The organism is Afifella sp. H1R (assembly GCF_021462425.1).
GTDB lineage: Bacteria > Pseudomonadota > Alphaproteobacteria > Rhizobiales > Afifellaceae > Afifella > Afifella aestuarii.
This window is the reverse complement of record NZ_JAKEDY010000002.1, coordinates 1,055,828-1,068,016: the sequence shown is the minus strand read 5'-3', so window position 1 is coordinate 1,068,016 and position 12,189 is coordinate 1,055,828. Positions and strand designations below refer to the sequence as shown.

The following is a 12,189-nucleotide window of genomic DNA, read 5'->3' as shown; positions in this document are numbered from 1 at the left end:
GGACGGACAGGTCTTGTGATGGACTTGTCCCATTGCCATATGCGGAGCGACGCCCGTTTTTAGCTTAGGCGGAGCACCCCAACAGGAGGAATTCGATGGCTGAATTCGACCGGCAGTACCAGACTGTCGATCGCTCGAGCACAGTATCCCGGGCCGGCGCCCGCGCTGGCATCGACGAGGGCCTGCGTGCCTTCATGCTCGGCATCTACAACAACATGGCGATGGGCCTTGCCGTCACCGGCGTTGCCGCCTTCGCCACGTTCTATTTCGCCGTCGAGCAGACGGCGGGTGGCGCGATGCTGACGCCCTTCGGCCAGGCCGTTTATGCGAGCCCGCTGAAGTGGGTGATCATGTTCGCCCCGCTTCTCTTCGTGTTCGGCTTTTCGGCCGGCATCAACCGCATGCAGCCGGGAACGGCGCGGATGGTGTTCCTCGCCTTCGCGGCGGTGATGGGTCTGTCCCTGTCGACGATCTTCCTGGTCTTCACCGGCCAGTCGATCGTGCAGACGTTCTTCGTCACGGCGGCGGCCTTCGGTGGCCTCTCTCTGTGGGGCTACACTACGAAGAAGGATCTGTCGGGCTGGGGTTCATTCCTGGTGATGGGCCTGATCGGCATCATCATCGCCTCGATCGTGAACATCTTCCTCGCCTCGTCGGCGCTGCAGTTTGCCGTCTCGGCGATCGGTGTCCTGCTCTTCGCAGGCCTCACCGCCTACGACACACAGCGGCTGAAGAACACGTATGATTACGTGTCCGGCGACACGGTGGCCGCGGGCCGCGCCTCCATCATGGGCGCCCTGCAGCTCTACCTCGACTTCATCAACCTCTTCATGTTCCTGCTTCAGTTCATGGGCAACCGCAACTGAGCGGAAAGAGGTTTTTGAAAAAGCTTCGAACGGCGCCTTCGGGCGCCGTTTTTGTGTGCGCTTTCTCCCATCGACGCTGATCGCGCAAAGCGCTATGGCGAAAGCCATGGACACACCCGCCTCCCTCACCATTCGTGCCGCCGAAGCGGCCGATATCCCGGCCATCACCAAGATCTATGCCCATGCCGTCCTTCACGGCACGGCGAGCTACGAGCTCGATGCGCCCGACGAAGCCGAGATGCTGTCGCGTTTCGAGACGATCCTGGCGGGCGGCCATCCCTACCTCGTGGCGCTTCGTGGCGATGAGATCCTGGGCTACGCCTATGCCGGCGCCTTTCGCGCCCGCCGCGCCTATCGCTACATGGTCGAGGACGCGATCTACATTCATCCAGAAGCGCACCGCCAGGGGATCGGCCGGCGCCTGCTCGAAGCGCTCATTCAGGAATCGGAACGGCGCGGCTTTCGCCAGATGGTCGCCGTCATCGGCGACGGCAGCCGCCATGTCGCCTCCGTCGGCCTGCACGCGGCCTTGGGCTTCCGCAATGCCGGCACCATCACCGCCTCGGGCTTCAAGTTCGGCCGCTGGCTCGACACGGTGTGGATGCAAAAAGAACTCGGCGAAGGCGGCAGCACCCTGCCCGATCGCGATCCCGGGCTTCCGGCGTCTTAGGATCGGCCGCCAGGCAGCGCCGGCAGCTCAGCCCGACACGAGCTTCAGCTTCGGCTTGTCGAGAATCTTCAAAACCTGCGCCAGATCGTGGCCGCGTTTCAGGATCGTGCCGCCGGTCGCCACCACCCGGTAGGCGCCCTGTTTGCGCGCGAGAGCGGGCACCTTCTCCACCTTGTAGAGCGGCATTTCGCTGGCGCGCCGGAAGATCGAGAAAATCGCCCGATCCGCCAGATGGTCGATGGCGTAATCGCGCCATTCGCCTTCCGCCACGCGCCGCCCGTAAACTCTGAGGATGACGTCGAGTTCGGTGCGGTGGAAGGCGACCAGCGCCTTGTTGGCGCCGGACTTCCCACCGGAATGCGTCCCAGACTGCGCCCCAGAATGCGTCGACGAATGCCCCCCGGCATGCATCGGCGAATGCCCGCTCGTTTTCTCGCTCGAATGCGCTGCGAAACCCGTCCGCAGCGCGGCCCTAGACCCGTCTTCTGTCTCGCTCAAGCAAGCCTCCTGATGGCCGTTCATTAAAGCGGCAATCGCGGCAGGCAGGCAAGGCTAGATTGGTTGAACGTCCCGTCGCGGGAAAGAAATTTCATATTGTCGCCGGAATTCAGCCCTTCGCACGCCACTCTGGAAAGCGAGATTGAGACTGCCTCATATAATTCGTCGGAGCCGGGGCGACGGTTCGCCCCCAGCCCCCGAACTCCGGTTCCGCCGAATATTGTTCCGAGTAGGTTCAATCCCCCAGAGGTAACACCTTAAAGGCCGGTCAGTCCGGCCTTTTTCTTGTCCGGCCCTTTTCTTCTACGGACCCTCATCGTGTTCGCCGCCGGATCGGGCATGGCGTCAGGTGGGGTCTTTTCGGTCCCCTTCTTTCCTTTCCCCATCTGGCCCTAGAATAGGGAGCAGTCGCGGTGCCCATGCGTGATTCGCAAGGCACAGCCGAACCGGCCCGAAGGCCCCGCATGGGAGACCGTCATGCCCCGCCTCTTCACGGCGCTCGAGCTTCCCTCCGACATCGCCTTCTCTCTGTCCCTGTTGCGCGGCGGCCTGCCCGGAGCGCGCTGGATCGACCCGGAGAACTATCACATCACCCTCCGCTTCATCGGTGATGTCGACCACCGCACGGCGAACGAGGTCGCCGGCACGCTGGCGCAGGTGAGCCGGCAGGGTTTCGAACTCTCCTTATCGGGCCTCGGCACCTTTGGCGGACGCAAACCCCATTCGGTCTGGGCCGGCGTCTCCGCCGGCGACAAGCTGCGCGAATTGCAGGCCGATCTGGAACGCCGCCTGCAGCGTCTCGGCCTCGATCCCGACCGGCGCAAATTCAGCCCGCATGTGACGCTCGCCCGCCTCAAGACGGCGAGCCAGGGCGATGTCGCCGCCTATCTGGCGCTCCGCGGCGATTTCCGCACGCCGCCCTTCGAGGTCGGGCGCTTCGTGCTTCTCTCCTCGCGCGATTCCAGAGGCGGCGGCCCCTACATCATGGAAGAGGCCTACCCGCTCGCGGCCTGACACCGCCCGAACGGACGGGGCGGACCCCACCCCCAATCATCCCCCTCAATCGCGCATCGCATCGCGCGGCGCATGCGGCCGCCCGTCGAGAAAGCCGATATCGCGCAACCGCGCTTCGGGCATCTCGTCGAGATCGAGCCGTCGCGGCCTCGCCCGCCAAGCCATAAATTGCGCCATGAGAGCCGCAAACCATTGGATGCGCCGGACCGGGCGTCCGGACGCGCATGTTTCTGCGAACATCGCCCATCTCCTGAACAGGTCTCTTCTAAGTGATGCTCGTTCCTAAGCCTTGCAGCGGGCACCAATCCAACCAATAATCCGCGCCCTGCAATAAGGTGTGCTTATGCCTTTTTCCCTTCCTCCCGTGACCGCGATCCGCGTTTTCGAGGCCGCCGCGCGGCATCTGAACTTCACGGCCGCCGCCGAAGAGCTCGCCATGACGCAGGCGGCCGTCAGCTATCAGATCAAGCTTCTGGAAGAGCGCCTCGGCACGCGCCTCTTCGTGCGCCGGGCGCGCGGCGTCGAGCTGACGGAGGCGGGCGCCCGCCTTGCCCCGGCCGTGCTGCGCGCCTTTGAAGGGTTGCGGGAGAGCTTCGCCGCCTTGGCCGTCACCAGCGAACACATTCTGTCGGTGAGCGCCGTCGCCACCTTCGCGACCACCTGGCTCGTTCCAAGGCTCGGCTTCTTCCAGCTCGCCCATCCGGAAATCGCCGTGCGTCTCGACACCAGCAACCAATTGACGGATTTCGCGCGCGATTCCGTCGATCTCGGGCTGCGGGCAGGCCGCGGCGACTGGTCGGGCCTTGCGATCCACAAGCTGCGCGACATCGCCTTCTCGCCGATGCTGAGCCCGGCGCTTGCCGCGCGCCTCGGCCCCACGCCGAAACCCGCCGACCTTCTCGACCTCCCCTTGATCGATCCGTCGGATTCCTGGTGGACGGACTGGTTCCGCCTCGCCGGCATCGAGGCCGGCGACATTGAGGAACGCTCGGGCCTGCATCTTTTGTCCCAGCATCTCGCCGCCCGCGCGGCCCTCGCGGGCCAGGGCGTCGCCATCCTGGAGCCGGCCTTCTTCGCCGAAGAGGTCGCGGCGGGGCACCTCGTTCAGCCTTTCTCCCTCGCCGCCTCTTCCAACTGGGCCTATTACCTCGTCTATCCCGAGACCCGCCGTCCGACCCGCAAGGTGCGCGTCTTTCGCGATTGGATCATGAGCCGTCTGCAGGAAGAGGCCGCGCTCCGCCCGGACGCAGCGGCGAGAGAGGCACCTGATCCCCGCACGAGCTAAGGCGGCGATGCGGCCAGGCGGCGCCAGTCATTAGCAGCGTTGGCAGCTCGCCCCTCCGCTCCAGATAAAGGCGCAAGGCCGGACAAAAGTATACGGACGGACGTCTCGGCATCATCCCAGCATCAGTGACGCACGGAAGGCTCGAACATGAAAATCGGCTTCATCGGATTGGGCCAGATGGGCACCGGCATGGCGAAGAACCTCATCGCCGCCGGTCACCAGGTCACGCTCTACAACCGCACGCGTTCCAAGGCGGAGGCCCTTGCCGGAGACGGCGCAACCGTCGCTGAGACGGTCGCCGACGCCTGCCGCGGCGAGGCGGTCATCACCATGCTGCCGGACGACAAGGCGCTCGCAGGAATCGTCGACGGCCCCGACGGCATCCTGGAACACCTGCCCAAGGGCGCGCTCCACATCTCCTCGAGCACGATCAGCGTCGCGATGGCGGAGCGGCTCGCCGCGTCCCATGCCGGAAAAGGCCAGGCGTTTCTTTCAGCCCCCGTCTTCGGGCGTCCGGACATGGCCGCCGCCGGCAAGCTCTTCGTCGTCGCCGGCGGCGCCGAGACCGCCATCGAGACGGCGAAACCGCTCTTTGACGCGATCGGCCAGCGCACCTTCGCCATCTCCGCAGAGCCGAAGGGCGCGAGCCTCGTCAAACTCTCCGGCAATTTCCTCATCGCCTCGGTGATCGAATCCCTCGGCGAGGCGATCGCCCTCGTCGACAAAGGCGGCATCGACAAGAACGCCTATCTGGAGCTTCTCACCTCGACGATTTTCGGCGCGCCCGTCTACAAGACCTATGGCGGCCTCATCGTGGAAGAGAACTTCGAGCCGGCCGGCTTCCCGGCACCCCTCGGCAAGAAAGACGTCGATCTCGCCTTGCAGGCGGGCGATGCCCTGAACGTCCCGCTGCCGATCGCAAGCCTCTTGCACGACCGCTTCCTGCGGCTTCTCGCCCATGGCGGCGAAAATCTCGACTGGTCGGCGATGGGCGCGCTCGCGGCAAAGGATGCCGGCAGAAAGGACTAGCCTCTCTCTCGACCTTCTTCGCGTATCGCCCTCTGGCGCTGCGCACGCCATTCCTCGCGCGTGATTTCCCAGATCTCCGAGGGCAGGCGGCCGCTGACGAAGCTGCGCTCCGTCACCGCGACGAGGCGCATGCCGCCGCGCTCGGAGACACGCCTGGAGCGGGCGTTCGCGACCGCCTTGGAAACACGCAGCAAAGGCTCGCCGAGCGTCTCGAACCAGAATGCGCCGACGGCCTCGGTCGCCTCGCCCACCAGGCCCTGCCCCTGCCATTCGGGCGTCAGCCAGAAGCCGCGCTGGTCGTCGTCGCTGTCCCGCCTCAGGCTGATCACGCCGATCGCCTCGTCGGGCCCCGCTTTCGGGCGAAGCGTCCAGTGCCACTCGCGCCCGGCCTCGATCGCCGGCAGCGCCACGTCGCGGATATAGGTGAGCGCCCCATCCTCCGGATAGGGCCACGGCACCACCGCATTCAGATAGCGGACGATCTCAAACTGCGGAAACCTGCGCTGAATGGCGGCAGCGTCATCGATCCGCAATGGTCGCAAGGTTAGGCGCGGCGTCGAGATCTCCGGAATTTTTTGCATGGCCGCAGACCCGACCACCTTACTGCCCGCGCGCCAACAGGATGCGGAAGGCGAAGCCGCCGAAAATGCTGGCACAAAGCCAGTCGATCGCGCGCGAGATCTTGCGCGAACGGCGCAAAGTGGCAGAAACGCGGTCCGCCGCGAGCACCATTGCTGCGCAGGAGGGGACGCCGAGACAGATAAAATAAGATCCGAGAAACGCCAGCTTGGCAGAGGCGTGCGGGTCGTTTACCGAAATGAACTGCGGCAGGAAGGTCACGAAGAACAGAACGATCTTCGGATTGAGGAGATTGATGCCGAAACCTGCAAGCCAGCTCTTCACGAGCGGCTGTCTGGAGCGCAGGCTCGTATCGAGTGTCAAAGCCGAACCACGGCGGATCGCCTGGAACGCGAGGTAGAGAAGATAGAGCGCTCCGACAATCTTCACCGCGAGGAAAGCCTTTGGCGAGGCGGCGAGGAGCGCCGACAGCCCGAAGGCCGCGAGCATCGTGTGCACCACGAGGCCCGAGGTCGCGCCCAGCATGGCGGCAAGTCCGGCCGCACGTCCCTGCGTCAGCGTGCGGCTGAGAAACAGCGTCATATCGGGCCCGGGCGTAATGATGAGCACGCCGGCCGCGAAGGTGAAGGTGGCGATGACCGCCAGCGAAGGAAGAAAGTCCATACGCGCCTCCTGAGGACCGCATTCATGCCTCTTGCCGATGTCACGCGCCACCCGTTTTTTGCGCCGGTTTTGCGGCTGATGCCCGCGGTCCGCACGGCCGGATCGCGGCCTTTGGCGGATCTTCCCGTGCTTCTGCCACCGCCCGCGCGCCGCGGTCGCCGTGTGGCCGACGCCATGGACTTCGTGAAGCGGCGCCCGACGATGACGGCGCTCTCCGCACTTCTTGCGATCCTCCTCGTCTTCGCCGCCTTTCCCGCCATCGATCTCGCCGTCGCCAGGCTCTTCTTCGATAGCAGCCATGGGTTCACGGTGACGGGCGCGCCGCCCTTCTGGCGCAATGTCGGCCGCGGCCTCGAAATCTTTATCGCCATCGCCATCGGCCTGCCCTTCGTCGCAAGACTCCTATGGCCGGACAGGCCGATGCTCGTGCGCCCGCACAAGCCGGTCTTCCTCTATCTCGTTCTGGCGATCGGGCCGGGGCTTCTCATCAACGGCCTTCTCAAGACGTTCTCGGCGCGCCCGCGCCCCCGTCATCTCTTCGAATTCGGCGGCGAAGAGGTCTTCGCCCGCGTCGGCGATCTCTCCGGCACCTGTCATTCCAACTGCTCGTTCGCCTCCGGCGAAGCGGCCTCCGCCTTCTGGCTGATCGCGCTCGTCTTCGTCGTGCCGAGGGCCTGGCGTCTGCCCGTCTTTCTCGCGACCTTCGGGCTCCTCCTCATCGTCTCGTGGACGCGCCTCGCCATGGGCGGGCATTTTTTGAGCGACGTTCTCGTCGCCTGGCTCGTCACCTTCCTCGTCATGATCGTTCTGCGCCTGCCGGTGCTCTACCGGTTCCAGCCCGAGATCGATCGCGGCGTCACCGCCGCCCTCACCATTCTCGGGCGCCGGCTGCGCGCGGCCGGGCGGTTTGTCTTCTCGACCCGCGCATAAGGCCACAGGCCCCCGTTCGTCGCCATCAAGCCGGGCCTCACGTCTTGCACCGCACCGCACCCGGCCTATAGTGCGCGGCCGATTATAACCCTGCGCAACAAGCGGATTTCCATGGCTTCCGACGTCAAGAAAGTGGTGCTCGCCTATTCCGGCGGCCTCGACACCTCCATCATCCTGAAATGGCTGAAAGTCACCTATGACTGCGAGGTGGTGACCTTCACCGCCGATCTCGGTCAGGGCGACGAGCTCGAGCCGGCCCGCAAGAAGGCGGAGATGCTCGGCATCAAGGAAATCTACATCGAGGATCTGCGCGAAGAATTCGTCCGCGACTTCGTCTTCCCGATGTTCCGCATGAACGCCGTCTATGAAGGCGTCTATCTTCTCGGCACCTCGATCGCCCGCCCGCTCATCTCCAAGCGCCTCGTCGAGATCGCCCACGAGACCGGCGCCGATGCGATCGCCCATGGCGCCACCGGCAAGGGCAACGACCAGGTCCGCTTCGAGCTCAGCGCCTATGCGCTCGATCCCGACATCAAGGTGATCGCCCCCTGGCGCGAATGGGACTTCAAGTCGCGCACCGACTTGATCGATTTCGCCGAAAAGAACCAGATCCCGGTGCCGAAAGACAAGCGCGGCGAGGCGCCCTTCTCCGTCGATGCGAACCTCCTGCATTCCTCCTCGGAAGGCAAAGTCCTGGAAGACCCGAACGAAGAGCCGCCGGCCTACGTCTTCCAGCGCTCCGTCTCGCCGGAAGAGGCACCCGACAAGGCGACGATCATCGAGATCGCCTTCAGGAACGGCGACCCCGTGTCGATCGACGGCAAGGCGATGAAGCCGCATGAGCTTCTGGCGGCCCTCAACGATCTCGGCCGCGACAACGGCATCGGCCGCGTCGATCTCGTCGAAAACCGCTTCGTCGGCATGAAGAGCCGCGGCATCTATGAGACGCCGGGCGGCACCATCCTGCTGCAGGCTCACCGGGCGATGGAATCGATCACGCTCGACCGCGGCGCGGCCCATCTCAAGGACGAGCTGATGCCGAAATACGCCGAGCTCGTCTACAACGGCTTCTGGTACGCACCGGAGCGCGAGATGATCCAGGCGCTCGCCGACAAGAGCCAGGAGAAGGTCGAAGGCACCGTCCGCCTGAAACTCTACAAGGGCAATGTCATCGTCATCGGCCGGGCGAGCGCGCAATCGCTCTACAATGACGAACTCGTCACCTTCGAGGACGATCGCGGCGCCTACGACCAGCGCGATGCGGCCGGCTTCATCCGCCTGAACGCCCTGCGCCTTCGGACACTCGGCATGCGCGACCGGCTGAAAAGCTGACGAAAGGCTGACGGCAAGTCCGCATGTCTTTGCAATTTGAGAGGACCAGGACCATTTATTTCAGATGTCCTGGTCCTTTCCCATCGGCCGGCTCTTCGGCTCGGAAATCCGCATCCACGCCACCTTCTTTCTTCTCCTGGCGTGGATCGGGTTCGCGCATTACCAGATGGGCGGGGCCGCGGCCGCCATCGACGGCGTTCTCTTCATCCTGGCGATCTTCGCCTGCGTCGTCGCGCATGAATTCGGTCACGCGCTGACGGCACGCCGCTTCGGCATCAAGACGCCCGACATCACGCTTCTGCCGATCGGCGGGCTCGCCCGTCTCGAACGCATGCCGGAAAATCCGCGCGAGGAAATCCTCGTCGCGCTCGCCGGCCCGGCCGTCAACATCGTCATCGCCGCCGTCTTGATCCTCGCCCTCGGCGGCGCCGTCGATACGGCCTCGCTCGCCTCGCTCGACAATCCGCAGGTGAGCTTTCTGGCCCGCCTTGCCGGCGTCAATCTCTTCCTCGCCCTCTTCAATCTCATCCCGGCCTTTCCGATGGATGGCGGGCGCGTCCTGCGCGCGGCCCTCTCCTTCAAGCTGAGCCGCCCGGCCGCGACCACGATGGCCGCACGCATCGGCCAGGGCGTTGCGGTCGGCTTCGGCTTTCTCGCCCTTTACGGCAATCCGATCCTTCTCCTCATCGCCGCCTTCATCTTCCTCGCCGGCAATGCGGAGGCACGCTCCGTCGGCCTCGAAGATGCCGCGCGCGGGCTCAGGGTGCGCGATGCCATGATCAGCGAGTTCGAATCCCTCGCCCCCTCCGCGACCCTGGGCGAGGCCGCCGAGCTCCTTCTGCGCACCACACAGCATGAATTTCCGGTCGTCGATGGCAGCGGTCGCCTGCGCGGCATCCTCACCCGCGCGACGCTGATCGAAAAGCTCGCAGCCGAGGGGCCGGACGCCCCCGTCCTGCATGTCATGACGGCCGATATTCCGGTGATTGCCGCGCGCGCCCGCCTGAGCGATGCGCTGAAGCGCCTCCAGGCCGGCATGGCGCCGGCGGTCGGCGTCGTAGAGGGCGGCATCAGCCTGGCCGGCCGCACCGAAGGCGGCCGCTTCATCGGCTATATCACCGTCGACAACATCGACGAGCTGATGATGATCCGCGGCGCCACCGGACCCGCCTCACCACCAGGCCGCGGCACCGGCCCCGTCGTGCCGCAATAGGTCGTTGCGAACCCGGTCACCGGGCGCGCCCAACCGCCCCGGCAGCAGCGCTCCGCAATCCCGCGGGCGGAGCCGAACAAACCCCGATCAGCGACTGACGCGCAGATTGGAAAGCGAATCGCCGATCTGTTTGAAGGCTGTCTGCAGCGCCGAAGTATCCGGGGAATCGAAATAGAAGCTGTCCTGCGACGCACAGCGCCGCATCATCTGCTCGGTCGTATAGCTCGGATTATTAAAGGCAATTGTGTAGACTAGAATTCCCGCATTCTTCATGGACGTACAGACTTGCTCGAGCCGCTTGTTCAGCTCGCCCGCGGGATTGCTGTATCCAAGACGATACTCAGACTGATCTCCATAAGCAGAATACTCAGTTCCCCAAGTGTTATCGCCGTCCGTCATAATGATGGCGGCCTTGTCCATCAGATCGTTGTTGTAGTCGAGCGGCAGACTGTTTTTGGCCATATCTCCACCCCAGTATCCCCGCCAACGTGGTGATAACATCCGCCAGCCCCACACCGCACCGAGATTGATATGGGTATTACCATTTGTCGTCATACTATTGATGGCGGCCTCGATCGTGGCTTTAACGGGGGTCATTGGCGTCACGGCTTCAAGGCAATATTTGTTTGGACTGTCTTCACTGGAATAGGGAGTATAGTAACGCGTCGGCTCACGGCGTTTCCAGGATCCCCAGCAGGTACCAAACCATTCAACTCCATCGCAGTAGAGCTCATTGCTCCAGTCGTTACCCGAAGTGTCCGGCCAGAGATACACATGAAAACGGGTCTCGACAGGCGGCTTGACCGTGTCGTCGTGCATGGGCGGTGTATCTGTCACGTCCTGGCCACCGATGCGCGCCTCCACGCAGCCGCCCCACGCTCCGCCGGCTGACTGACCGTAATCGGCGTAATTGGGGTCACTTGGATCTGTGACATTCTCTATGATCCAGCCCGTGTTTGCTCCCCCGATATTTACGCCCTGCGAGAACGGCACCAGGCCCACATAGAGGTTCTCAGCGACCGCATCGTCTCCGAACAGGATATCGACCAGCGTCTTGGCCGCGGTTTTCAACGACCCCAGGCTCGATCTCATCGACCCCGTATTGTCGAGCACCATCACGACTTCGAGCCCACCCATCTCGCGCGTGACCTCCGAATGGGCGCTCACCGTCAGCGACTTGAAGCCGAGGAGGCGCATGAACGTGGTCGGCACCTTCGCCGAGGCATTCACGGTGATCGTGGTCTGCGCCGCATTCACCGTGGCCTTGACGTCGGTGATATGGGCATCCGCATAGCCGTCGGGAAAGTTCGCCCGGACGAACTGCTCCACCTCTTCCTGCACATTGGTCGAGTTGATCCGCGATCCGGCCGCAAGCCCGCCGGCATCGGCGGCATTCAGGAGCTTCGCCTGAACGAACTGCGCGCGCCCGACATCGACGGCAAAGCCCATCAGGACGATCAGCCCGAGCGCCGAGAAAGCGATCAGCGGCGCAACGGAACCGTCTTCCCGGCGCAGATAGCGATGAAAGAGGCGACGGAGAGAACACAACATCACGAACATCCCGCTGTCGTCGTCAGCTGCCCCAGACGGGGGCGGAACATGGCGTATTTGTAGATACCGTGGTCACCGAAGAAGTAGCTGCCGAATGTCGGCGTCCACTCGTAGAACACCTCGGTGATGATGAGATAATCCTTGGGATCGAGCGTGAGGTCGCCCGGCACGTCGGCGATGTCGCCGATATCGCCGATGCGGCTCGCCACATCGAGTATCCCGCCGCCCTTGCACTGCCATTTGACCCGGATCTTGGTCTCATCGCTGTCTCGGGCGACGGCGCTCAGGATGACGAGGCCGTGGTCGCTGAAATCGAGCGGCTTCATCAACTCGGTCGACGCCTGGAACAGCTGGTCGGCCATCGAATAGGTGAGGGTCTTGTCGCGGGCCACGGCGTCGGCGACGGTGAAGGCCATCTTGTCGGCCTTCTGCTGCACCAGGATATAGCGGCTCATTTCAAAGCCGCCGAGCGTCAGGATCACGAGGAAGGGCGCCGAAAGCGCGAATTCGAGCGCGGCCACACCCGCCTCGTTGCGCCGCAAGGCGCGCAGTCGCGCAG

General features: G+C 64.2%; 14 protein-coding genes. 8 read left to right on the top strand and 6 right to left on the bottom strand.

The annotated features are described in order from the left end of the window. Positions 1-95: 95 nt before the first annotated feature. Both L0F51_RS16535 and L0F51_RS16530 read left to right on the top strand, forming a co-directional pair. Entirely contained in the window at positions 96-866 is a 771-nt protein-coding gene (locus tag L0F51_RS16535) for a Bax inhibitor-1/YccA family protein (RefSeq protein ID WP_234630245.1), read from the top strand. A 94-nt stretch (positions 867-960) separates the two neighbouring features. Next, on the top strand, positions 961-1,536 hold the full coding sequence (locus tag L0F51_RS16530; RefSeq protein ID WP_234630244.1) for a GNAT family N-acetyltransferase: 576 nt from the start codon (positions 961-963) through the stop codon (positions 1,534-1,536). 27 nt (positions 1,537-1,563) lie between these two features. Here L0F51_RS16530 and L0F51_RS16525 read toward each other — a convergent pair whose 3' ends face one another. Then, positions 1,564-2,034, bottom strand: coding sequence for a DUF2794 domain-containing protein (locus L0F51_RS16525; protein ID WP_234630243.1), 471 nt, complete (start codon positions 2,032-2,034; stop codon positions 1,564-1,566). Between the two features lie 477 nt (positions 2,035-2,511). On the opposite strand from L0F51_RS16525, the gene thpR reads away from it, so the two are divergent. Beyond that, on the top strand, positions 2,512-3,048 hold the full coding sequence (gene thpR / locus L0F51_RS16520; protein ID WP_128290659.1) for an RNA 2',3'-cyclic phosphodiesterase: 537 nt from the start codon (positions 2,512-2,514) through the stop codon (positions 3,046-3,048). Between the two features lie 45 nt (positions 3,049-3,093). Here the strand turns inward: thpR and L0F51_RS16515 are convergent, their stop codons facing one another. Then, complete coding sequence (locus L0F51_RS16515; protein WP_234630242.1) at positions 3,094-3,288, bottom strand: hypothetical protein; 195 nt, start codon at positions 3,286-3,288, stop codon at positions 3,094-3,096. A 103-nt stretch (positions 3,289-3,391) separates the two neighbouring features. On the opposite strand from L0F51_RS16515, the gene gcvA reads away from it, so the two are divergent. Both gcvA and L0F51_RS16505 read left to right on the top strand, forming a co-directional pair. Beyond that, complete coding sequence (gene gcvA, locus L0F51_RS16510; RefSeq protein WP_234630241.1) at positions 3,392-4,333, top strand: transcriptional regulator GcvA; 942 nt, start codon at positions 3,392-3,394, stop codon at positions 4,331-4,333. A gap of 147 nt (positions 4,334-4,480) precedes the next feature. Continuing rightward, on the top strand, positions 4,481-5,362 hold the full coding sequence (locus L0F51_RS16505) for an NAD(P)-dependent oxidoreductase (protein ID WP_234630240.1): 882 nt from the start codon (positions 4,481-4,483) through the stop codon (positions 5,360-5,362). On the opposite strand, the gene L0F51_RS16500 is transcribed toward L0F51_RS16505, so the two are convergent. Then, a complete protein-coding gene (locus L0F51_RS16500) occupies positions 5,359-5,943 on the bottom strand; it encodes a GNAT family N-acetyltransferase (protein WP_234630239.1) in 585 nt (194 codons plus the stop codon). The two genes, L0F51_RS16505 and L0F51_RS16500, sit on opposite strands and share 4 nt — an antisense overlap. A 19-nt stretch (positions 5,944-5,962) precedes the next feature. Continuing rightward, complete coding sequence (locus L0F51_RS16495; protein ID WP_128290654.1) at positions 5,963-6,604, bottom strand: LysE family translocator; 642 nt, start codon at positions 6,602-6,604, stop codon at positions 5,963-5,965. Positions 6,605-6,628: 24 nt separating this feature from the next. Here L0F51_RS16495 and L0F51_RS16490 point away from each other — a divergent pair, with 24 nt between their 5' ends. The 3 genes from L0F51_RS16490 to L0F51_RS16480 all read left to right on the top strand — a co-directional run bounded on the left by L0F51_RS16490 (position 6,629) and on the right by L0F51_RS16480 (position 10,079). After that, complete coding sequence (locus L0F51_RS16490; protein ID WP_234630238.1) at positions 6,629-7,534, top strand: phosphatase PAP2 family protein; 906 nt, start codon at positions 6,629-6,631, stop codon at positions 7,532-7,534. A 111-nt stretch (positions 7,535-7,645) separates the two neighbouring features. Then, a complete protein-coding gene (locus L0F51_RS16485) occupies positions 7,646-8,866 on the top strand; it encodes an argininosuccinate synthase (RefSeq protein WP_234630237.1) in 1,221 nt (406 codons plus the stop codon). A gap of 64 nt (positions 8,867-8,930) precedes the next feature. Beyond that, positions 8,931-10,079, top strand: coding sequence for a site-2 protease family protein (locus L0F51_RS16480; RefSeq protein WP_234630236.1), 1,149 nt, complete (start codon positions 8,931-8,933; stop codon positions 10,077-10,079). An 87-nt stretch (positions 10,080-10,166) separates the two neighbouring features. Here the strand turns inward: L0F51_RS16480 and L0F51_RS16475 are convergent, their stop codons facing one another. Next, entirely contained in the window at positions 10,167-11,639 is a 1,473-nt protein-coding gene (locus L0F51_RS16475) for a pilus assembly protein TadG-related protein (RefSeq protein ID WP_234630235.1), read from the bottom strand. Beyond that, positions 11,630-12,151, bottom strand: coding sequence for a TadE family protein (locus L0F51_RS16470; protein WP_234630234.1), 522 nt, complete (start codon positions 12,149-12,151; stop codon positions 11,630-11,632). Before L0F51_RS16470 ends, L0F51_RS16475 begins: the two co-directional genes overlap by 10 nt. Positions 12,152-12,189: the final 38 nt, after the last annotated feature.

What these genes read in the sequence shown, in the direction of transcription:
- L0F51_RS16535 (WP_234630245.1), top strand. Translation starts at nt 96, where the DNA reads ATGGCTGAATTCGACCGGCAGTACCAGACTGTCGATCGCTCGAGCACA.
- L0F51_RS16530 (WP_234630244.1), top strand. Translation starts at nt 961, where the DNA reads ATGGCGAAAGCCATGGACACACCCGCCTCCCTCACCATTCGTGCCGCC.
- thpR (WP_128290659.1), top strand. Translation starts at nt 2,512, where the DNA reads ATGCCCCGCCTCTTCACGGCGCTCGAGCTTCCCTCCGACATCGCCTTC.
- L0F51_RS16515 (WP_234630242.1), bottom strand. Translation starts at nt 3,288, where the DNA reads ATGTTCGCAGAAACATGCGCGTCCGGACGCCCGGTCCGGCGCATCCAA.
- gcvA (WP_234630241.1), top strand. Translation starts at nt 3,392, where the DNA reads ATGCCTTTTTCCCTTCCTCCCGTGACCGCGATCCGCGTTTTCGAGGCC.
- L0F51_RS16505 (WP_234630240.1), top strand. Translation starts at nt 4,481, where the DNA reads ATGAAAATCGGCTTCATCGGATTGGGCCAGATGGGCACCGGCATGGCG.
- L0F51_RS16500 (WP_234630239.1), bottom strand. Translation starts at nt 5,943, where the DNA reads ATGCAAAAAATTCCGGAGATCTCGACGCCGCGCCTAACCTTGCGACCA.
- L0F51_RS16495 (WP_128290654.1), bottom strand. Translation starts at nt 6,604, where the DNA reads ATGGACTTTCTTCCTTCGCTGGCGGTCATCGCCACCTTCACCTTCGCG.
- L0F51_RS16490 (WP_234630238.1), top strand. Translation starts at nt 6,629, where the DNA reads ATGCCTCTTGCCGATGTCACGCGCCACCCGTTTTTTGCGCCGGTTTTG.
- L0F51_RS16485 (WP_234630237.1), top strand. Translation starts at nt 7,646, where the DNA reads ATGGCTTCCGACGTCAAGAAAGTGGTGCTCGCCTATTCCGGCGGCCTC.
- L0F51_RS16480 (WP_234630236.1), top strand. Translation starts at nt 8,931, where the DNA reads ATGTCCTGGTCCTTTCCCATCGGCCGGCTCTTCGGCTCGGAAATCCGC.
- L0F51_RS16475 (WP_234630235.1), bottom strand. Translation starts at nt 11,639, where the DNA reads ATGTTCGTGATGTTGTGTTCTCTCCGTCGCCTCTTTCATCGCTATCTG.